Annotated in this window: 23 protein-coding genes; all 23 read left to right on the top strand. The window is 71.4% G+C overall.

The genetic code is table 11. The features are described from left to right. The coding region (locus KPF22_RS01255; RefSeq protein ID WP_224400977.1) for a DUF5753 domain-containing protein at positions 1-761 on the top strand (761 nt) is incomplete at its 5' end. Between the two features lie 206 nt (positions 762-967). Then, positions 968-1,258 carry a WhiB family transcriptional regulator gene (locus tag KPF22_RS01250; protein WP_100877206.1) on the top strand — a complete coding sequence of 97 codons (291 nt, stop codon included), beginning with the start codon at positions 968-970 and terminating at the stop codon, positions 1,256-1,258. Further along, positions 1,255-2,286 carry a hypothetical protein gene (locus KPF22_RS01245; protein ID WP_100877207.1) on the top strand — a complete coding sequence of 344 codons (1,032 nt, stop codon included), beginning with the start codon at positions 1,255-1,257 and terminating at the stop codon, positions 2,284-2,286. Before KPF22_RS01250 ends, KPF22_RS01245 begins: the two co-directional genes overlap by 4 nt. Positions 2,287-2,402: 116 nt before the next feature. Further along, a complete protein-coding gene (locus KPF22_RS01240; protein WP_100877208.1) occupies positions 2,403-2,618 on the top strand; it encodes a hypothetical protein in 216 nt (71 codons plus the stop codon). Next, positions 2,615-2,917, top strand: coding sequence for a hypothetical protein (locus KPF22_RS01235; RefSeq protein WP_100877209.1), 303 nt, complete (start codon positions 2,615-2,617; stop codon positions 2,915-2,917). Before KPF22_RS01240 ends, KPF22_RS01235 begins: the two co-directional genes overlap by 4 nt. Continuing rightward, positions 2,914-3,441 carry a hypothetical protein gene (locus tag KPF22_RS01230; RefSeq protein ID WP_179763170.1) on the top strand — a complete coding sequence of 176 codons (528 nt, stop codon included), beginning with the start codon at positions 2,914-2,916 and terminating at the stop codon, positions 3,439-3,441. The genes KPF22_RS01235 and KPF22_RS01230 overlap by 4 nt, the downstream gene beginning before the upstream one ends. A gap of 10 nt (positions 3,442-3,451) precedes the next feature. Continuing rightward, positions 3,452-3,898, top strand: coding sequence for a hypothetical protein (locus tag KPF22_RS01225; protein WP_100877211.1), 447 nt, complete (start codon positions 3,452-3,454; stop codon positions 3,896-3,898). A gap of 6 nt (positions 3,899-3,904) precedes the next feature. Further along, positions 3,905-4,933: a hypothetical protein gene (locus KPF22_RS01220; protein WP_157818144.1), complete on the top strand. Its 1,029-nt coding sequence runs from the start codon at positions 3,905-3,907 to the stop codon at positions 4,931-4,933. Positions 4,934-5,043: 110 nt separating this feature from the next. Beyond that, positions 5,044-7,260 carry an ATP-binding protein gene (locus KPF22_RS01215; protein WP_100877213.1) on the top strand — a complete coding sequence of 739 codons (2,217 nt, stop codon included), beginning with the start codon at positions 5,044-5,046 and terminating at the stop codon, positions 7,258-7,260. A gap of 235 nt (positions 7,261-7,495) precedes the next feature. Further along, on the top strand, positions 7,496-7,765 hold the full coding sequence (locus KPF22_RS01210; protein WP_179763270.1) for a WhiB family transcriptional regulator: 270 nt from the start codon (positions 7,496-7,498) through the stop codon (positions 7,763-7,765). Further along, positions 7,762-8,265, top strand: a complete 504-nt coding sequence (locus KPF22_RS01205; RefSeq protein ID WP_179763171.1) for an SsgA family sporulation/cell division regulator — start codon at positions 7,762-7,764, stop codon at positions 8,263-8,265. The genes KPF22_RS01210 and KPF22_RS01205 overlap by 4 nt, the downstream gene beginning before the upstream one ends. A 945-nt stretch (positions 8,266-9,210) precedes the next feature. Beyond that, positions 9,211-10,494 (top strand): asparagine synthase-related protein, encoded by a 1,284-nt coding sequence (locus KPF22_RS01200; RefSeq protein WP_179763172.1) that lies wholly within the window; start codon positions 9,211-9,213, stop codon positions 10,492-10,494. Continuing rightward, positions 10,491-11,435, top strand: coding sequence for a GNAT family N-acetyltransferase (locus KPF22_RS01195; RefSeq protein ID WP_100877134.1), 945 nt, complete (start codon positions 10,491-10,493; stop codon positions 11,433-11,435). Before KPF22_RS01200 ends, KPF22_RS01195 begins: the two co-directional genes overlap by 4 nt. Before the next feature lie 355 nt (positions 11,436-11,790). Then, positions 11,791-12,996, top strand: coding sequence for a DUF932 domain-containing protein (locus KPF22_RS01190; RefSeq protein ID WP_224400976.1), 1,206 nt, complete (start codon positions 11,791-11,793; stop codon positions 12,994-12,996). Beyond that, a complete protein-coding gene (locus KPF22_RS01185; protein WP_100877135.1) occupies positions 12,993-13,379 on the top strand; it encodes a hypothetical protein in 387 nt (128 codons plus the stop codon). Before KPF22_RS01190 ends, KPF22_RS01185 begins: the two co-directional genes overlap by 4 nt. A 261-nt stretch (positions 13,380-13,640) precedes the next feature. After that, on the top strand, positions 13,641-14,684 hold the full coding sequence (locus tag KPF22_RS01180; protein ID WP_224400975.1) for a hypothetical protein: 1,044 nt from the start codon (positions 13,641-13,643) through the stop codon (positions 14,682-14,684). Positions 14,685-14,809: 125 nt separating this feature from the next. Continuing rightward, positions 14,810-14,944: a hypothetical protein gene (locus tag KPF22_RS31740; protein WP_255624037.1), complete on the top strand. Its 135-nt coding sequence runs from the start codon at positions 14,810-14,812 to the stop codon at positions 14,942-14,944. Between the two features lie 291 nt (positions 14,945-15,235). After that, the gene (locus KPF22_RS01175) at positions 15,236-17,062 is read left to right on the top strand and encodes a ParB/RepB/Spo0J family partition protein (protein ID WP_100877138.1); all 1,827 of its coding nucleotides are present in this window, start codon (positions 15,236-15,238) and stop codon (positions 17,060-17,062) included. 101 nt (positions 17,063-17,163) lie between these two features. Further along, entirely contained in the window at positions 17,164-17,607 is a 444-nt protein-coding gene (locus tag KPF22_RS01170) for a hypothetical protein (protein WP_100877139.1), read from the top strand. Positions 17,608-17,897: 290 nt separating this feature from the next. Beyond that, positions 17,898-18,329, top strand: coding sequence for a hypothetical protein (locus tag KPF22_RS01165; RefSeq protein WP_100877140.1), 432 nt, complete (start codon positions 17,898-17,900; stop codon positions 18,327-18,329). Positions 18,330-18,411: 82 nt separating this feature from the next. Beyond that, complete coding sequence (locus KPF22_RS01160; RefSeq protein ID WP_100877141.1) at positions 18,412-18,885, top strand: hypothetical protein; 474 nt, start codon at positions 18,412-18,414, stop codon at positions 18,883-18,885. A 121-nt stretch (positions 18,886-19,006) separates the two neighbouring features. Next, positions 19,007-19,600, top strand: coding sequence for a hypothetical protein (locus KPF22_RS01155; RefSeq protein WP_100877142.1), 594 nt, complete (start codon positions 19,007-19,009; stop codon positions 19,598-19,600). After that, entirely contained in the window at positions 19,597-20,259 is a 663-nt protein-coding gene (locus KPF22_RS01150) for a hypothetical protein (RefSeq protein WP_224400974.1), read from the top strand. Before KPF22_RS01155 ends, KPF22_RS01150 begins: the two co-directional genes overlap by 4 nt. The last annotated feature ends 164 nt before the right edge of the window (positions 20,260-20,423 follow it).

Here is a 20,423-nt window from a genome sequence, read left to right as displayed (position 1 = left end):
GGTCGCAGAGCAAGACCTCCAAGATGGAGAACGGCCACTCCGCCCTCGTACTTGCCGACATCGAGCAGTGGCTCGACACGGTCCACGCCGACGAGGACGTCCGTGCAGAGCTGCGCGCACTCGCCCAGGAGGCGGGGACCCGGGTACGGCCGTGGCGCAACAGTAACCGCCCCGACGGGCCCAGCCAGCAGGACGCCAGGGCTCGGCGTGACGCAACGACCAGCGGGATCGGGGTGTATCAGTCCGAGGTCGTTCCCGGGCTGTTGCAGACCCCGGACTACGCGCGCAGACTGCGCGAGATCCACAGCCTGCTCCCCGCCGCGGAGATCCCCGCCTCGGTGCTGTCGCTGATGAACCGTCAGACAGTCCTGTTCGACGAGTCCAAGCAGTTCGACCTGGTCATGACCGAGACCGCGCTGCGATGGCGTCCCGGCCCAGCCTCCGTGATGCTCGCTCAGCTCGACCGCATCGCCGCGCTGGCCAGCCTCCCCAACGTGCGCATCGGTGTGCTCTCCCGCGAGACGCAGGAGCGTGCCGAGGTCCGCCCCCTGCACTCCTTCGTACTCCTGCGCTACGACGACGCACCCACGACCGTCGAGATCGAGACACTCACCGCCGAGCAGGAAGTGACCGATCCAGCCGACGTCAAGCTCTACGAGCAGTTCCTCGCCGAGCAACAGCGGTCCGCAGAGCACGGACCCGCTCTACTCGCCCTGCTCGACCGCCTCCGCGCCGACCTCTCCTTGAGCACTCCAGGCTAGTCGCACGAAGACTAAGGCCCGCGATCAGCAAATTAGCTGGGCGCGGGCCATTTCTGTGCGCGCAGAGTTAGTCGCGGAAACCTCGGGCTAGACTCGCGACTAGTCACGGACTAGTCTGGAAGTAGAGATGCCCCGGCGGGTGCGACCGCCGAGGCATCTGAGCAGACAACCGGACTGATCCCCCATCACGAGGAAGCCAGGCGCCCATGAAGACCGTACCCAGAAGCGTCGACTCTCAGGCGGTGCCCGGCCGTCTGCCGTGTGCCGATACCGACGTGATCGAGCTGTTCTTCCCCGTCGGCACCGCTGGGCCGGCCCTGCAGCAGATCGCCGAGGCCAAGACCATCTGCCGTCACTGCCCGGTGCTCCAGGCCTGCCGGGCCGAGGCGCTGGCTCGGCCCGGCGCATTCACCCACGGCGTCGTGGGTGGACTCAGCGAGGACGAGCGGAACGCGCTGCTGCGGCGTCGCGCGGCACGACGAGCGGGGATCCGATGAGCGCCCCGACCAGCAACGGCCACCGTCCGACGCCGCCGTCCACTCTCTCGGCCGAGCAGTGGGGGAGCGAGCTCATCCCCTCCGGCACCACGCGTGAGGACGACCCGGTCGAAGAAAGCGTCGCCGACACCGACGAGGTCCGGGCGCTGGCTCGCCAGGTTCACCAGGCTCGAGGCCTCGTCGCCCTCCAGGACGACCCGGCCCTGCACGAAGCACTGTCCGAGCGAGAGCGGCGAGCTGACCGCAAGGTCACCGAGCGGATCCGCAGTGCCCGGCGGGCCGAGCGGCGCCGGACCGCGCTCGCCGAGGTCGCCGGCACCCGACGCGACAGGCAGGAAGCTCGCTGGGTCGGCAGGGCACGGACCAGCAAGGAACGCCTGCTCAACCCCAACCGGCGCCTCGCCGCGACCTATCGCCGCTACGTCGCGCTGTCCTGCGTACCTCCAACCCTCATCGGTTTCGGAGTGGTATTCATGTCGGCGACCGTGCACGACGGTGTCGTCGGCATGGACGGGCCGTGGGTGGGTTACCTGATCGAGCCGATGGCGTCGGTGCTGCTGGTCGTCAGCCTCCTGATCGGCTTCACCGCAGTACAGAACAGCCGGCAGGTCCCCCGAGGCCTCTACGTCCTCGACGGCGGCCTCGCGCTGGCCTCGCTGGTGTTGACGGTCGTCCCGTGGGGTCTGCGTTACGGCTTCGACGCGGGGTCGACTATGGCCCACACCCTGCCGTCACTGCTGGTCGTTGCGGCGGTGGTCGTTCAGCATCTGCTGCACTCGGTGTTCCGGCCGATCTTCGCCGAGCTCTACGAGGAGCTGCAGCCCTCGCGGCTGACCGACCAGACCGCCGACACCGTCGTGCTCTACGAGCGGACCCGTCGCGCGATCGACGACCAGCAGATTCCACTCTCTGCCTCTGGAGCACCGTCGCGAGAGGCGATCCGCAAGCGGTTCGGCGTGGGCAAGGTCCGCTCCCAGCTCGCCGGCGACGCCTACGAGCTCGTCCAGCAAACCCTCGACCCGCGGTAGCGCCAACCATGCGCCCGGGCCGCCGGCCCGGGGCGCTACCGCCGCAAGTCCTCTCCCCGGCGCCGCACCCCCAGGCGCCGGGGAGGGGACCCCTCCGATCTCCAGGAGCGCACCTCATGTCCGACCGGATCACAATCACGCTGGTCACAGGCTCCGAACGCCACCGGACCAGCGAGCCGATCGACGCCCCCGTCGACGACCCGCACCAGATCTGGGCGCACGTGCTCGAGCTCGCCGACCGGATCGGCGGCCTGGCCCGCCATGCCTACCTCGCCGAGATCGCCGTCGCCGAGACCGGCCTGCCGCTCTACGACCTGCGGTGCCTGGGATGAGCGGGCACCGCAGAAGCAACGCGGCCGCGGCCGGCGAGTTGCCACCCACGCTGCGTCGCTCCCGCCCGGACCGCCGCCGCGCCGCGCTCGCCACCCGATTCGCCAAGACCACCACCGACATCGAACGAGCCGTGTGCGCCTTCGACTACTTCCGAGGTGCCGCCAGCCGGCGCCACCCCCGGCCTGACGCCGCCGCCGAACTCGTCGCCGCCGTGATTGGCCAGCTCATCGAAGCGGGCGACCACCTTCTGCGCATGCAGGCACGAGAGCCCCTCAGCCCGAGGAAGGACACCGCATGAGCGAGCACGACGCCGCCCTCGACACCGCGGCGCCCGACTCGGGCCAACAGGAGACCCCGGCCCTGCCCAGCCCGCGTGTCACTGCGGCCACCCCGGCCGCGAACCCGGACGGCGAGCCGGAGGTCGAGGTCGACCGACCGCGTGCCGGGTGGCCAACCGTGCCCGATCGGCGCCAGGGAGCCCTGCACGCGGTCACCACCGCGGCGGCCGAGCTGCGTTTCGTGCACGAGCAGCCGGCCAGCCTGAAGCAGAGCCTCGCCCTGGCCCGTCAGGGCGCCTGGACGACCACCCGGACCGGCCCGCTGCGCCGCGCCGCGGTCGTCCACGTCTGGTGCATCCAGGCGCCCGTCCTGGTCATCGGCGCCCTGATCGCCTGGGCCGCCCGGACCCCGGGTCGCCTCTGGACGGTCGCCTTCCTACTGCTGAACGTCGCGACCGCGCTCGACCAGATCCCGGTTGTCCGCCTGCTCATACCCGAGTTCCTGACCTGGCCCTACTGGCCGCCCTTCTGCTGGATCAACTGAGGAGTCCGACATGAACGCTGCAGCCTTCGCCGGCACCGGCAGCATCGCCGCACTGGCCCTGCTGTTCGGCCTCTGGCTCTACTACCACGACGACATGCGCAAGACCACGAGCCTGCTCTTCCTAATTGCCGGGACCGGCCTCGGCGGCCTCATCGGCGCGCTCATCGCCCAGGCCTACGGCGTAGCGGCCAACGCCACCCCCCTGGCGACCCGCCTGCTCGGCTTCGGCGGCGCGGTCATCCTCGGCGGGATCGCCATCGTGATGACCCTCGAGGTCGTGATCAAGGGGATCTTCCCGAAGACGGCCAGGCCCAACCGCATCCATCCCTGGCTCGCGCTCGCGGCGCCGACCATCGGTCTCGCCAGTGGGGTGCCGATCCTCTACGGCCTCTACCGCCTGGTCGCCACCGGCATGGGCAACGCCGGATCCATCGCCCAGCAGTGGTTCGTGGGGTGATCGACGATGGAAACGCTCGTGCTGGTCGCGCTCATCACCTGGGGACTCGCCCGCTACGCAGGCACCGAGCTCATCGCCACCGCCCGCGGCACCGAACCACCGCGCCTGCGCGACCGCCAGCGCCGCGCCGAACGCGCCCACGAGCGCCGGATGGCCCGGGAAACCCGCCGCACCGGCCCCAGCGTCGGCGACGCACTGGCCCAACGCATCGCCGATCGCATCGCCCATCCCCGCGGCCCTCGCTCGCCCGGGCCCGCCCGGGCAGCGATGGGGGAGTGGTGGTCCGACGCCTGGGGCTACGCCACCGAGCGACGCCGTGAACGCCACCAGCGCCACGCCGACGGCGACCTGCTGCGACAGCGCCTGGCCCGCAACCTCCGCCAGCGATTCGGCGACACAACCGACCCGCACTGGCGACCGCGGCCGACCACCGCCCAACGCCCACCCCATCGCACGGACAACGCCGACCCGGTCGTCATCGACGCCGAGCCGACCCCAGCCCCGCCCACCGACCACACCAAACCCGCACCGGTCGAGGAGACCCCGACCGACGGCCCCCCGGAGGACCCCGAAAAGCCCAACCAGCACGAACCCGACCACACCCAGCAGCCCGAAGCCATCCACACCGAGCCCGACACCGAGCCCGAGCCGCGGTCCGCGGCCGAACACCAGTCCACCGCCACGATCCACCCCATCCGGAAGGACATCCCGATGACCGGCGCCAACCCGAACCTGACCAGCGGCGAGACCCTCGATCCCGGCAGTGCCAACCACTTCTGCGAGCAGATGCAGAACGTCGGTCAGCGACTTCTGACCGAGCTCGATCAGTCCGTCGCCTCCCTGACGCAGGCAGGCGTCAGCGGCGAACCCATCCGCCTGCTCGAGCAGATGCGCGAGAACGCCCAGCTGTTCACCAGCTCCGCCGGTGAGGCCAAGACCCACTTCGGCCGGCACCTCAACACCCAGGACCAGGTGCTCAGCGACGACACCCTCGCCGGAACCGTCAACGGCACCTACATCGGCACTCGCTCCTAGCCCGACAGCCCCGCCCCCAGGACTGACCCCGGTCGCTGGGCACCCGCGTCGCGGCGGAGCGGTGGCACTCCGACAAGCACTCCAGCACCACAACGACGAAGGGACTTGCGATGCCCAGGCAGCAGAGCGTCGCCGGCACCAACCTCACCCCAGAGGTCCTGGCCCGCGCCCTGCAGCGCCTGGTCGACGAGGACACCAGCCCGGCCACTCCCTCCGCCGAGCTCGCCGTGCGCCAGCCCACCACTGTGCTGCGCAAGGAGACGCCCCGGCGGTCGGCGATCAGCGATCACCACGATCACATCCGAGCTGAGAACGCCGCCCGCCGTGCCCCCTACCTGGCGACCTCCGCCACGGCCGCCGCCGGCTACCTCGGCTGGGGTCTGACCGAACTCGTCGGCCTCGCCGCCGGCCCCGGCGCCGAGCTGGCCACGACCACCGGCATCGGTCTCACCTCCCTCGGAGCGATCGCCGGTGCTCGCGCCCTGCTCCACAGCCGCATCCCGGCCTTCTGGCGCCGGCAGTCCTGGGCCGCGGGCGCAGGCACCGCGGCCTGGATCACCGCCGCCTCTGCCGTCGGCCCCGCCAACTGGACGATGACGGCGCTGCTCGCCGGAGGCGCTGCCGCGACCTGGGCCAGCTGGATGAAGCAGCACAGCATCCCCGACGTCGACCTCAACGCTCCCCAGCTGCCCGAGGCGAGCGACGAGACCACCAGCGGTGACTACGGCGACACGCTGGCCCAGCGCTGGTCCGAGAGCGTCAGCCGCCGCGGCAAGGCACTGCCCGGATCCATGCTCACCGACCGCGTCGATCTCAGCCGCGCCATCCGCTGGACCGTGCGCACCCCGGCCGGCGACGCCTCTTTCGACGACGTGTTCGGCCGCCGCCCCCGCATCGCTGGCGCGCTCGGCGTCTCGGCGAAGAACTTGATCATCGAACCGCACGAGGACAACGAAGCCTGGGCCTACCTGACCGTCATCGTGCGCGACTTGCTCTCCGGCGGCATCCCCTACCGAGGCCCGCGCTACGACAACGGCGTCATCCCCCTCGGCCCGTTCGCAGACGGCGAGGGCGACATGCAGTTCTACGCCGTCGAGGACATCGGCGTGCGCAACGGCCTGGTCACCGGTGAGCCAGGATCGGGAAAGTCAGCCTGCCTCGAGGCGATCGGGCTCGGTATCAAGCAGAGCGCTGTCTGGCACCTGCTGTTCGGCGACGGCGACCCCGACGGAGGGTCCAGCCCCGTACTCAACGACATCAGCGACTGGGCCGAGGCCGGGCCCCGCCAGGTGCTCGCCCAGCTCGAAGCCATCGAGGCCGCCCTCGAGATCCGCAGCCTGCTCAAGTCCACCCTCACCGAGGGCCCCGACGGCCCGGTTCGAATCACCGACCCCTCGCAGCAAAGCCCCCTGCGTAAGCTGCTGCCCAGCACCACCATCCCCGGCCTGATGTGGATCATCGACGAGCTGCAGCGGCTCAGCACCGACGCCTGGCTCGCATCGCAGGATTTCATCCCGCGCCTCGAACGTGTCGTGCGGATCGGCCGCAAGTACGGCGTCGCCGTGGTCGTCGGGACCCAGTCCCTGCTCGCTGGCGACTACGGCAACAGCACCGTGCTGCGTGGCTACCTGATGGCCCGCAACCTGTTCGCCTTCCGCAACATGAACCGCAGCGAGAACGCGGTGGTCGGCGGGATGGCCGTCACCCCAGGGTCTCTGCCTCCTGGAGGTGGCTACTGCTTCGCCATCGCCGGTGGCCGCTTGTCGATGGGCCGCGTCGCCTGGGCTCCCGACCTGGGGGAATGGGCCACAGCTCTCCCGTCATGCGCGCTCGACGAGAACACCGCCCTGGCCATGCGCGACTTCCAGCCCGCGATCGAGCAGAGCCCGGGCGCCCGCTTTGCCGCGCAGGTCGAGAAGCTCCACGCCTGGCGGCGCCGGAAGGAGTCCGGCGAACCCGTCGACGTCCCTGCCACGACCGTAGGCGACGCCGTTGAGGCCGCTCTGCCGGCGTTCATGCAAGGACTCCAGATCCCGTCCGCGCTCAGTGCGCAGAACGTCGTCGCGCTGCGCCCACGACCGACCAGCTCGCCGGCTCCCGACGGCCCGCAGGCCGCCCCGGACATCGAAGGGCTCCCCGCCAGCCAACAGGAGGTTCTACGCGCGCTCCAGGCCGGTTGTCGCCGCACTGGCGAGATCGTCGCCGCGACCGGTCTCAAGGCACCCGCCGTGTCCAAGTCGCTCGGCGCGCTCGCCGAGATGGGCGTCGCCCACAAGATCGCTCACGGGCAGTGGGAACCGGCCGGGACTGAAAGCCAGACCGGATGAAAGGCGCACCGACACCACTCGCTAATTGGTACGGTACTTGGTACTGTACTGGCTAATTGACGTCGTCATCACACGAGGCGGCCCGAGCGCTCACCTTCCACAGATCCCGCCCGGGCCGCTCCGACCTCATCGATCGGAGAACGAAGTGTCTCAGCTGTCCGCCCCCAGCCCGGGGAGCGCCACGGCCTCCTCGCAGCGCCCGGGCCTCGCCTACGTCCCGGAGGACTTCGACCACCTGTTGCTGGCACTCCTCAGCGAACCCCCGCCCTCCGAGCCGGACTGGCGGGAGCACGGACTGTGCGCCCAGACCGACCCCGACGCCTTCTTCCCCGAGAAGGGGGGATCCAGCCGGGACGCGAAGCGCGTCTGTGATCGCTGCGAGGTCCGGGACGACTGCCTCACCTACGCCATCGAGCACGACGAGCGATTCGGCATCTGGGGCGGCGCGTCCGAGAGGGAGCGGCGCCAGATCCGCCGCGAGCAGCAGTTGGAGGGGCCCCGATGACCGACACTCAGCCCGACCGCGGCGGTGTCGGTCTCAACAAGATCTGTACCCAGGTCATCGGGCGCATCTACCAGCTCCAGCTGGCCCCCGAGCCCGGCATTCGTGAGCTGCCGGTCCACGTCGAGATGACCTACCGCCGCAGCCGCCCCTTCGAGCTGGAGGTGCGATTCCGGACCTGCGGTGACACCACGAGCGTGACCTGGTGCATCGGCCGGGAGCTGCTCTCGGCCGGGCTCACCGGGGCGTCGTCCGAGGTGGACGACGCCGCTCAGCACCTTGCCCGCGACGTCCAGATCAGTACCCACGCTCTATCGCGGCACGACTGGACACTCATCACCCTCCGATCACCCAGCGGAACAGCCGAGATCGGCCTACCCAGCCACGAGCTCATCGAGTTCATCGACCGCACGGAAGACGTCGTGGCCGCTGGTATGGAAGGACCACTCGTTGCCGAGGCTGACCTCGCGGCCCTGTTTGACGAGCCAGGTCCGGTCTGGTGAGCAGACTGGCTGATCACTCGGCCGTGATCACACAGCTCGGCCCCTCCCGGACCGGGCCTGTCGGGGACTCGGCGCGAGCGCGGCGGTGCTGGTCCGGCTGACCTGTCGTGCCATCACCCACCGGGGTGGGCCCGGCGCCCGCCGAGCCCACCCCGTCACCCGACGACAAGCGCCAGCCCGGCCGGGCCAGCGCACGACGTCCGCAGGAACCCCGCGGACAGCCCACCCCGAGCCCGTCCCGTCCGATCGTCCTAGGAGAGCCGTGATACCCACCGCCGCCGTCCTCACCGACACCAGCGACAGCGCTAGTGCTACCTCCGCCGGGCGGGACAACGCGGCGCGGTCGTACGGATGGTGCCCGTCCTGCGGGGACTGGTTCTCCCACTGCAGGTCGTGCTCTGCATGCCCGAAGGGCGGCACACACACGACGAACTGTCCGAACGCGTCCCGGACCCGCTGCTGACCGGTCCCCGACCCTCCGCACGGTGCACCCCCGCGCGCAACTCCGTCGCTGATGTGCGCCTCTTCCTCGGTCCGCACGGCACCGACCCAGACCCCAGCAGCCAGCCCAACGTGACCATCGATCCCCGCCCCCGGGACGGAGATGGGCTTGGCCACTGTGACCGGTCCTTGCCGCTGCGCCCGATCGGCCTGCACCCGCGCCGCCCGGGTGGGACGAGCTCGCTGCGCTCGTCGGCCTGGCGGCCGATCCCACACCGCTCGGGCGAGCTGGTCCGCCCGACCGGTCAGCCGGACCGGTCCCGGACGTGGCGCCCACCCCGACCGGGGCCGGCAAACGATGAGCACGGAGGTCAACATGGCAGCGAAGTCTTCTCCCGGAGATGGTTCCCACGGCCGCGGGATTCGCGGCGACAACCTCGCCGTGAGCACCCCGTCGCGGGTCTACACGCTGGTTCGCGCTCTGCTGTTCGGGGCGCGGTAACGATGAGCGAGGCGTTCTCCACCGAGGTCGGCCCCTGGCTACGCGGATGCGCCCAGCCCACGGTCGACCTCGACGCGGTGGCCCTGCTGTTTGCGCCGCCGGTGCTCTACGGCGAGTTCTATCCGTGGGAGGGCGCCTCGTTGGCTGCGCCCCCGGCCGGCACTGCCGGCCGGGGGCCGGCCCTGGCCCCGGCCTTCGGCCGTGCCGTCGCCCGAGCCTGCGACGACGCCGCGGTGATCGGAGTGAGTTTCTCGGGTGGCATCGACAGCCTGGCCGTCCTCACCGAGGCCTGCCGCCAAGCACAGGGGCGTCGGGTCGTGGCGTTCACCATCGACCTCACCGACGACCAGGGCCGCTCAGCCGCCGCCGTCGCTGCTGCGCTCATCGCTCGCCTCCAGCTGGGATGTGAGCTCCAGATCATCGAGACCTCGGCCCGCACCGAGCCCGCATGGTCTCCAGCCGGGCCCCGCCTCGACGCTCTCCCGCAGCTCAACGCCACAGTTGCCGCGCGCGCGGCCGGGCTCGGCTGTGAGGTCCTGTTGTCAGGGGATGGAGCAGACGAGGTCCTCGAAGTCCCACGCTTCGCCTCGATCGAGTTGCTGGCCACCCGCGGCCCCCGCGCCGCGGCGCGCTACCTGTCCGACCGCGGCCGCGGAAGCGTCCTGGTCGACGAGGCAGCCGCCGGCATCGCACGTCTGCTGCCCGCCCAGGCGAGCTGGCGCATGTACTGGGCGGCGACTTGGGCTAGCACGATGGGTGCTGCAGTCCCCGCGGCCGTCACCGACAACTACCACGACCCGCTGCGGGACTGGAGCGAACGCTGGCTGGCCCAGCGCCGCGACCAGGACCACGCGTCGACGTCGTGGGCCCAGAAGTTCGCCCACGATGCGATCTGGCCGCACGCCCCACTGATCGGGGCCGGCCGGCTCGCCGAGCGCTCGCCGTTCCTCGACCCAGAAGTCCTCGCCGCAGCAGCGGATCTCTCCCCGGGACACCGCTATGACCCGGCGTTGCCGACCGCATACCACCGCAACAAGGCTGCGGTGGTCTCCCTGTTCGCCCCACGAGAGCGGCAGGTACTGCCGCCGGCCAAGCAGTACTTCCAGACCGCGCTGCGCGAGCTCGTCGAGCGGTGCGACCCCCGGCTGCTCACGGCGGCCGGATTGATCGATCCCGCCCGCATCGACACTGCCGACACCGCGGTGTCGATGACGATCGCCGCAACCGAGAGCTGGCTCCGTGCCGCATCGGTCCGCGGCGCCCGGATCCCAGGAGTGAGCCCATGACCGGCACTCACCTCGATACGACGTCCCTGCTGGGTCATCCTGGTCTCATGCAGGGGAGGCCGTCGACCCGACTCACCACCATCACTCTTCACCCAGTACGCCGCGACGAGCACCAGGCAGTACTCGACCTCGTCGACGCCGACCGGCTGCCTGGACAACCCCAAGCCGCCCCCGCCGACCTGCGCGAGGCTCTCGCAGGACGTTCGCCCATCGACGGCGCCTTGTGGGCGGGACTGACTGACCTGCGGCATGACGTCGCCGTCGACAGCCTCGGCAATGTGCTTGGCGTGATCGCCACCGGCTGGCGCGCCCGGGACAGCACCGCGGTCCTCACCTGGATGCACGCGCGGGAGAACAGCGCCGTCCTGTCCGCCCTGCTCGACGCCGCCCTGGCACGCTTCTCGACGACCAAGGCGGAGGCGTTCGGCATGGCGACCGCACTGGACCTAGGACTCGAGGCGCTGCCGGTATCGCACCGGCGTCACACGGCTGATGTCCTGGTCGCAGCCGGATTCGCCAGCGCCGACCTGTGGAACTACATGCTGCTGCCACCGGATGCGCTGACCGAATTGCTCGACGCCCCGGCATCGAAGCTCAGCCCTGCGCTGACGTCCCGGATCGAGAAGCGGCGACTGGGCTGGCGTATCGCGGTCCACGAGGGGAAGCACCTCGTCGGCGAGATAGAGATCGACGGCCCTGCCCAGGGCATCTCCCGGATAGCGTGGCTCGAGGTCGACCCCGGCCACCGCGGCGCTGGACTCGGCCGGTTCCTCCTTCGAGCGGGCTTGGGCCGCGCCCGGCGCGCCGGAGCCGAGCAGGCGGTGCTCTACGTCGATGACGATGAGCCCGGCACCGCGCGCGACCGAACAGCAGCCACAGCCCTCTACCGGAAGTACGGATTCCGCTCGATCGACCGTCTCCACACCTTCACTCGGTCCTGACCGTCGGGCGAGCGATACGCGGGCCGTAGGGACGGACTGGTCCTCGCGGGGGAAGAGAAGCCGGCGAGGTCCCGCCCGCTACATGGGTGGGCCGTGATGACTCTGCACCCCGCTCTCCGGCTTGCCCGCCGATGCCGCGCCTGCCGCACCCGACGCGGGTGACACCACCGGCTCTGCGTCGTCGGCCGGCCGGTTGGTGCGGTCGGGTGGTGTCACGCCGGTCGGGCGAGCGCACGCCCCCGGCGCGCCGGAGTTCGTGGTGCGGGCGAGTCACGTCCCACCGCAGCGGTCGGGACCGCACCGGCCCCACTTCCACCGGGGCCGGTACGAACGCCGCACAGATTGGACTCACGTCATGAGCCAGAACATCGAGCACAACACCTCGCGCGCTGACAACGAGGGCGGACCGGGCCCGGTGGCGCTGACGACCCGCAACGCCGACCTGAGCGACATGGTCGAGCTGCTGCGTACCCAGCAGGCCGCGAAGTCCGACCACGTCGTCGCCGCCTCGGCCTTGCAGGCCAGGGCCGGCAGGGTGGTCGTACGCGGCGCCGGCCCGGTGAAGCTGTCGATGGACGGGGTCACCAGCGGTGACCTCTCCCTGGCCCCGACCCGCACCGCCGACAACGGCATCGCCGACAAGCTCGGCATCCCCACCGCCTACCTGCGTCGGACCCGCGAGCACAACGTGGAGCTCTACGACGACAACGTCAACGGCTGGCTCACCCACGACCCGAACCGCCGGTTCCTGGTCCGCGGCCTCACCGCAGGTGAGGGCGGGCAGGGGGTCATGCGGGCGCTGCTGTCGGACCGATACCGCCCGATCGAGAACCTCGACGTCCTGATGACCGCCCTGGAAGGCGTCCACGCGGCCGGACACCCAGTCGACATCGTCTCCGCGGACCTGTCGGAGTCCCGCATGTACGTCAAGATCCGCTCGACCGCGGTCTCGGCGATGGCCCCGGCGCTGCTGGCCGGCTACACCTCCCCGTTCTCCGGCGCGCGCGGCGCCGACAACCCGACGGTGTTCGCCGGGTTCGTGCTGACCAACTCCGAGACCGGGCAGGGTAAGTTCCGGCTCATCCCGCAGCTGACCGTGCAGATCTGCAACAACGGGATGACCCTGACCCGCCACGCCATCGACGAGGTCCACGTCGGCGGGCGCCTCGCCGCAGGCCAGATCAACTGGTCCTCCGACACCCAGGCCGCGAGCTTGCAGCTGGTCACGAAGATGACCCGCGACGCGATCGGTTCGTTCCTCGACGAGCGCTGGGTCGCCGAGCGGATCGCTGAGATCGAGGCCGACGCCGGGATCGAGGTGACCCGCCCGCAGCAGACCATCGAGCACGTCAGCAAGAAGCTGCGGTTCTCCATCGAGGCCCAGAACTCGATCCTGTCTCACTTCATCGACGGCGGCCTGCGCACCTCCGGTGGGGTACTGCACGCGGTCACCGCGGCCGCTCAGGGCATCGCCGACGTTGATGAGGCCTACGAGGTCGAGGCCCGCGGTATCGAGGCCATGCGGCTCTCCGCCGCGTTCACCACCGGTCGCGTCGCGTGAGCACGCCGCAGACGGTGAACCCCCTCGCGTTCGACCACTACAGTGCGCCGACGCTGGCCCAGTGCGCGGCCGCGTCTCGCGCCGCGGCCCGGCTGGTCGGGCACGACCAGCGTTGGACGGCGGTGTCGCAGCGGGTGCTGAGGGACGGGGCCACCGATGAGCAGTTGTGGCCGGCGGTGCACCTGCTCGTGGCGCCCTCACCGGAGTGGCCGTTCCACCTGATGATGACCCGTTACCTGCCCGGCGACTGCAGCGTCTGCCACCTTCGCGAGGCGGAGCACTGTCCCTGCGGGTGGTGCCCGACCCGGGGCCACGCACCGTGCTGCGAGGTCGCCTACGGCTGGTGGCAGGTCATGTCGGTCCGCCACGCCGCCCGTCCCTGATCCCGCGCGCGTCGAGCCAACGCCACCGAACTCCCATCCCACCACCTGACCACCCGAGCCCTGGCTGGTGCGGCCTGCCCTGCGCAGTGGATCGCCCCAGCCAGGGCTTCGTGCTGTGCACACCTTTCGAGACGAGGAACCACCGATGATCACGTCGTCCGAGAACCATCGGCTACTCCACGAGCAGGGCATCGCCCCGCTCCTGCTCACCGGCGCCGCCCGGGCCGACACCGCGCCCGGCCACCCCGGGCAGGCGCGATCGTGACCGGCGCAGCGCAGCTGGGGAACCGCGATGTCGCCGAAGCTGTCGCTGAGGCCTTGACCGCGATCGACGAGCACCCCTGGGCGACGAGCACACACCCCAGCGGGATGCTGCTCACCGCCACCGACGGTGCGGCCCTGCGAGTCCGCATCGCCCGCCACGGACCGGAGTCCGGCCGATTGCTCGTGGTCTGCGAACCCCCGCCGGACGCGCGGGACGTACCCGGTGCCGACGCGCTGAGAGCCCGAGCCACCGTCGATTCGACCCGCCCGACGGCCCGGATCGCCGCAGACCTGCACCGGCGGCTGGTCACCCCGTACCGCCACGCCCGCCCGGCCGCGCGGGACTGGCGGCGCGCCGCGGACGCCCTCGCCGCCGCTGAGCAGGCCATCCTGGCCGAGGTCCGCTCCAACCTCTCCGGCCTCCCGACGCTCGTGTCGCGAGGCGAGCACGGCGACCGCGGGGCGCTACGGCTGTGCTCAGATCATCCGCACACCGGTCCCATCGACTCGGTGCAAGTCGTGGAGCCCTCCCTGCGCCACGAGATCCGCCCCGGCCAGTTCGACGCGCAGTTCCCGAGCTACACCGAGGTCCGGCTGCGGGTACACCCCCGGCTGCTACCCGACCTGTCCCGAGCCCTCGCCGTGCTCGGCTGGGCATCGGACATCACCTCAGTACCTGCCCACCAGTGCCCGCACGCCCACGAGCCGCAGTGCAGACACGGTCACGACCACACCGATCACAGAGACCCCGAGGGCCTCATCGGCCGCCTCGCAAGAAAGCACGAGGTGGGAGGCGCCGACATGATCACCGTCAGGGTCGAAAACACCTACTCGTGCGGACACGAGTCCGAGTACGCGGCCGTGATCCGTGCGCCCCACGTCGGCGAGAGCGTGGAGGGATGGTTCGACGATGTCGTCCAGCCCGAGACCGGCGACGGTCACGCGTGCGGACCGTCCGAGCACGCGCACTACGAGGCCCTGGTGACTGTCGCTCCGCGCCGCCCCGACCTGCTCGGGCAGAGCCGCACGTGGGAGGGCTGAGGTGGACGACATCGGAGCCCAACGCCTCAACGATGGGCTGACTCCCCGTCAGTCGGCCGAGCGTGCGCTGGGGGGCGCTGCGCGCGTACCGGCCGGACGGGACCTCACCCGAGCGGATCGCCGCGGTGGACGAGCAGGCAGCCGAGGGCGTGGCTGACCTGATCACCGACCTCCTCCACCTGGTGACCGAGGCCGGCTGGGACCCCCGCGAGGTCATGCGCAGCGGCATCAACAACTTCGCTGGCGAAACGGGGACATAGCCAGGTCAGGTATGCCGTGTGTCCGCCCCGGCCAGGGGGCGGACACACGCTGGCATCCCGACCGGCGGGCCGACGATGCCTCGGCCGCGAGGTCCCCCACGGGTGAACCCGCCCCGCTGACGCCTGAGCGCTGCGGCACTCCCATGGCGGGTCCACACCGGGGTGACCACGGCCGATCCCCCTCCGGCCCCCCGGCCGGGCTGCCCGGGACGCGCAGCGCACCCCCGGGCAGCGGGGGCGCACCGCCCGACCAGCGGGTCGGGCGGTCACCGCCAGGGAGAGGCCCCGTTCATGAGACACACCACCACCGACTCGACCGACCGCGTCGACGACCAGCCCGAGACCACCGGTACCCCGGTCGCGCCGGTGACCGCGGAGCTCCTCGGCGATGTCGACGAGCTCGGCGAACTGGCCTGGGCGGACCCCTCCACACTGGTCCTCGAGGTCAATACCCGCACCGACGCCCACCTCGACCCGCACTTCTGCGCCTCGATCCGCGACCGCGGCGTGCGCGAACCCATCAACGTCTACCGCCGCGCCGCCGATGGCGCCCTAGTCGTGCGCAAGGGCCAGCGCCGCACCCTTGCCGCAGTCAAGGCCGGTCTGGCCCGTGTGCGAGTTCTGGTCGAACCCCAGACCCCCGCCACCGACGCCGCCGAGGCCTTCACCGACCCCGCACAGGCCCAGCGTGTCGCCGAGGCCGAGCGAATCATCGACCAGCTCGGCGAGAACCAGCACCGCGCCGGGATCTCCGACGCCGACGAGGTCGCCGCACACCAGCAGCTGCTCGGGCTAGGCATGACGGCGTGGCAGATCGCACGGACCACCCGGACCCCAGCCAAGCGGGTCCGACAGACCACCGCGGTCGCCCGCAGCGCCCGGGCGCTCGAGATCGGGTCCTGTCACGAGCTGGACCTGGTCCAGATGGCGGTGATCGCCGAGTTCGCCGATGACGACACCGCGGTCGAGCAGCTCACCGAGACCGCGCTGACCCGACCGGGACAGCTCGCACACCAGGCGCAGCGGCTGCGCGACGAGCGCGCAGACCGCGCCCGGTGCACAGCGGTGGAGGACCAGCTGCGCGCTTCAGGGGTCACGGTCCTGAGCCGTGACGACGACCGCCTGGACACCGCGTCCTCGATCGCTCGGCTGCGGCCCACAGCGGACGACCCGCAGGGCACCGACCTCACTGAACAGGCCCACCGCGACTGCCCCGGCCACGCCGCCACCGTCATGACCCGCTGGGACTTCGAGCAGGCAGGCAGGATCGCCCAGCCGGTGTGGATGTGCCTGGCCCCCATCGAGCACGGCCACGCCGAGCTCTACGACCGGTCCCAGCCAGGCATCACGACCACTGCGCCGGTCGGGGAAACCGACGAGCAGCGCCAGGCCCGCGAGGACCGCGAGCGGGAAGCCGCGCGCCAGGAACGGCGCACGGTGATCGCGAACAACAAGGCATGGGACTCCGCGCAGATCGTGCGCCGGGACTGGCTGCGCGAGCTGTTCACCCGCAAGGCGGCGCCGAAGGGAGCAGCGATCTTCGTCGCTGCCGAGATCGCCCGGGGCGATCACGACCTACGCCGCGCGATGGAGTCCCGCAACGCCCTCGCCGCGACCCTGCTGGGGTTGGGCGCCGCCTCCCCCCGTGGCGTCTACGGCCTCCACAGTGGGCCGACCCACCCGATCGCCGAAGCCGCCGGCACGTCGAACGCGGCCCGGGCCACGATGCTCTCCCTCGCGGTGGTCCTCGCCGCCTACGAGGACGGCACCCACCGCAACAGCTGGCGTAACCCCAGCCCGGCCACGCGGCGCTACATCACCCAGCTGCGCGAGTGGGGCTACGACCTGTCCGACGTCGAGCAGCTCGTCATCACCGACCAGACCGGCGCCACCGAGACCACACCGCGGGATGCCACCGTCCCGGACCCCACTACCGAGGCGGACTCCGCCGAGAACGGCGGTGTAACCGACAGCGCCGGCGAGGCAGCGGCCGAGGACCAGACAGCGGACACCACCGAGCCCGACACCGCAGCGACCGGCACCGCGGCAACCGCCGAGGGCGGGACTGAAACCACGGCGGAGGCCGCCGCGAACAGCGAGGCCGCCGCGAACGGCTGACCGCACGGTCACCGCAGGGGCGAGACGCCCGCGGGCGTCTCGCCCCTGCGCCCGACCGCGCTGTATCCGCAGTTCCCCTACGTCGTACAGGAGCACACATCGTGGACATCTCCATCGACCTGCTCGCCGCCGTCCTCGCCGAGACCGACACCGACCACTGGCGGCGGCGTTCGCACCACGAGCAGGCCCGCTACATCACCGCAGCCCTCAGCCTCGGCACCGCCCACCCCGGCCCACGTGCCGCCCCGCCCGGGCGCGCCGCCGAAGCCGAGCACACCATCGAGGAATGGGTCTGCCGGGCCGAGCGCCACGACCTGGCAGAGGACGAGCAGCACGCGCTGCAGAGCCTGCTCACCACCTACGGCCTCTCCGGCGGAACCATCCCGTCGCCCTGGGGGCGTGCCCTCGGTGAGCTGATCGCGGTCACCGGGCCCACTCACCGGCGAGCGCTGGCCCGCGCGTTTCCCGATTGGATCGTCTGGGCCGAAGCGCTGGAGACCCCCGGGCTCCGACAGCGGCTCCTCGCCGCCGTCGATAACGCCTAAGCACCGACGGACCAGAACGTGTGGCGCTGCGGTCCGGCGCGCGACGCCGCAGGCCGGTGGAGCTCGTGCCAGATCGCCCGGAGGTCAGCACAGCACGGCGTGGTTCGCGGCGATGGACGCCTGCCGACACCGACCGGGTGGGACGGGCCTCGCTTCGATCGGACCCGCTTCGCGGGTTCCCGCCCGGTCGGGCCAGCGGCAACCCCCGCCGCCCCCTGCGGGGCCACACCGCACCGCGCTGAGGCAGAGCCGCGATCCAGCGCAAACCCCACCGATCCGCGGAGGCCCCGTTGACCAGTACAAACACCCCCACCACCAGCGAGGCGGCCCTGACCCTGGACCGGCTGCAGACCCACCCGATCGTCGTCGACGGCCTGCGGGTGAGCGTCGCGTCGGATCCGCACCGGATCCGGCTGGTCGTCGCCGACGACGACGGCGCGGTGGAGTTGCGCTGGCTCGACCCGCGCAACGCGTCGGGGCCGTTCGGGCCCTCGGTGGTGCTGCACTCGGCCCACCCGGTGGGCCCCGGCCGCCTCTACGAGGAGATCGGAGAGGACTGCGAGCTCACCGGGGACGAGGTCACCGTCGGGATCTGCTACCCCGACACCGTCGTCGCGGACGCCGTCCGATGCGACCTGCAGCCCCTGCTCGAACCCGGCGTCGATCTCGCGCCCGTGGTCGCGGTGCTGGCCGGCTACCACCGCCGCTGCCTCAACCGCTGACAACCCGCCGCGGGGCCCCGCTCCCGGCGGGGCTCCGCGCCGCCCGCACCCCGCCAGCCTACTGCCCGAGAGGGGTTCGCCCATGCACACCATCGCCGTCACCGAGGACCAGTTCACCGCCGCGCTGCACGCCGTGGCCGGTGAACGCGGCCTGAACTGGACCTACCCCGGCATCGACACCGACCCCGAGGCCTACGTCGACCCCGCCGATCAGCACCCGCTGTTCGCCGAGAACAGCGGCGAGAACGGTGTGCCGTCGTGCCGCTACGTCAGCGCCGACGGCCACCGGGCGATGTGCCTGATCGGCGCCGCCCTGCACCGCGCCGGGATGCCGTTGCACCTGTTGGCCGACCACGAGGGCGCCCTGGCCGACGCCGTCCTAGACCTGCTGATCGTCCCCACCCTGCCCCACGCTGTGACGGCCGCGGCCCGCGCCGCGCAGAACGCCCAGGACGACGGCCGCACCCTCGGCGACGCCCTGACCGCCTACCACTCGGTCCTCATCAGCACCCGGCTCTCGACCATCGCCGACCGCGCACCGGCCGCCATCAGCTGATCCTGCCGCGGCCGGCCGGCCGAGCGGACGGTTGCCCCACTCGCCCGGTCGGCGCCGTGACCACCCACCGGCGCCCGCCGGACGCCGTCGCCACCCCTCGACGACCGACCGGAGGCCACGCATGACCACGACCGCCCACAGCCCGCGATACCCCGCCTGGGGCGAGCGCATGACCGACGACACCGTGTCCTACTGGGAGTCCTTCGCCTCCGCGCTGTCCTACTACCTCGACTGGGAGCAGGAATCGCGCATGGGCAAACAGGCCCGCTACATCGCTGACGTCCCGGCCATCAACCACGACGACGTGCGCGTCGTCGTTCGCCACGGCGGGCGGTGCGCACCGTGCGTGCTGCTGCCCGACGACATCGTGCGGGCGCTGAACGTGGCAGCCAGGCAGGGATGGCAAGAGATCCCGGACGTGGCCTACGGGTTCGGGCAGTACCAGCCCGTGTGGTCGCCCGCCTACCGCGTGATGCTGACGGTCTTCGAGGTCATGGCCCAACACCGCGACCCGCACCCCGGCGGCGACCGCCCGCTCGCCACGTTCGGGCAGCGCACAGGCCGGCCGACCTGCACACCGTGCGTATTCATCGGCGGCTACTCCACCTGGGACTACGACGCCCAGGACTGGCGCGACCGTGCCAGCGACGACCAGCGCCTGTTCCTGCACCAGTTCCCCGCACTCGACGATCACGGTCTGTCCTGGGCCGGATGAGCGGCGACGGCCCCGACCGACGACGGCGGCCCGACCGCCACCTCGGCCTCGCGGGAGCGATCAACAGACCGACACCCCGACGTATGGAGATGCTCATGCCATCCCACCGGCCCAACACCGACCGGACCAACGACACCCAACCGCGCTCGGCGGCCAGCCCCGGGCAGCTCAACCGGGCCGCCGAGTTCCTGCCTCAGACCAGCGACGATCAGCTGCCCGCGGTGAGGGTCGGTGACGCCTTGGTTTTCGCCTACTGGAGCGACGACGGGGCGCTGCACGTATCGATCGACACCACCGACCTCGGCGAGCGCTACCCGAACACTCCGCCGCTGCGGGTCATGCTCAACGACGGCCTCCTCTACCGGCGCACCATCACCGGGGCGACCTTCGCGGCTGAGACTGACGCAGTGCCGCGCGTGCAGGACCTCGGAGACGAGGAGTTGTTCCAGCACCTGGCCCTGGCCGAGCATGCCGAGCTACACGGTGCGAGTGGGCTGGCCTACCCGGTGGCCACGCTCGCCGCCGAAGTCGAGAGCCGGATCCCCGGAGCCCTCGAACGGCTCGCCCAGCACTTCGCCCATCACGACACCACCGACGTCGTGCGCGCCTGGTTCAGCACGCCGGCTCGCCTGCTGCTGACTGTCGCACGCACCGCGTAACCCCCGACGCGTCGGTACGACCTCGGCAACCAGGCCTCCATATCCATATGGGGCGCCGCCCCGGGCTATCTGCAGGGCCCGGCTCCTCCTACCTCGCGCGAGATCACCTGCTCGGCCTGAACAGCGAACTATCGCCTGGGTCTGACCACCGGAGCAGGACGGTC

It is taken from the genome of Pseudonocardia sp. ICBG1034 (assembly GCF_020131375.1).
GTDB classification, from domain to species: domain Bacteria; phylum Actinomycetota; class Actinomycetes; order Mycobacteriales; family Pseudonocardiaceae; genus Pseudonocardia; species Pseudonocardia alni.
This window is presented reverse-complemented; position numbering and strand designations above follow the sequence as displayed.